The organism is Psychrobacter sp. 16-MNA-CIBAN-0192 (assembly GCF_040309565.1).
GTDB lineage: Bacteria > Pseudomonadota > Gammaproteobacteria > Pseudomonadales > Moraxellaceae > Psychrobacter.
Map to the genome: position 1 here is coordinate 1 of NZ_JBEOOX010000131.1, position 286 is coordinate 286.

At 46.5% G+C, this 286-nt stretch carries 1 protein-coding gene; it reads right to left on the minus strand.

Translation table 11 applies throughout. The features are described 5' to 3' along the window. The coding region (locus tag AAEY78_RS12635; protein WP_352339680.1) for a tyrosine-type recombinase/integrase at positions 1-268 on the minus strand (268 nt) is incomplete at its 3' end. Positions 269-286 lie beyond the last annotated feature (18 nt).

Sequence of the window (286 nt, forward strand, 5' to 3'; positions counted from 1 at the left end):
GTCGCAAGGTATGGGGTGATAGCGGCGACTCAACAGATGCCAAAATAGCATAGTGTTTAATCCGATGCCAAAAAGTTTGTCGTGTCATGCCTACCCCTCGTTTAGAGGGAAATACAAAATCGGTGGCGTGTTTTATCATTTGTGCGCGCCCGAGCTTTAAAAACTGCTCGAGCCAATACATAGCTTCTTCACCTAAAGGCACTAGCCGCTCTTTGTTTCCCTTACCTTTTACAAACACCACAGCTTGGCGCAAATTTATTTGCTCCATTCTAAGCCCCACCAGCTC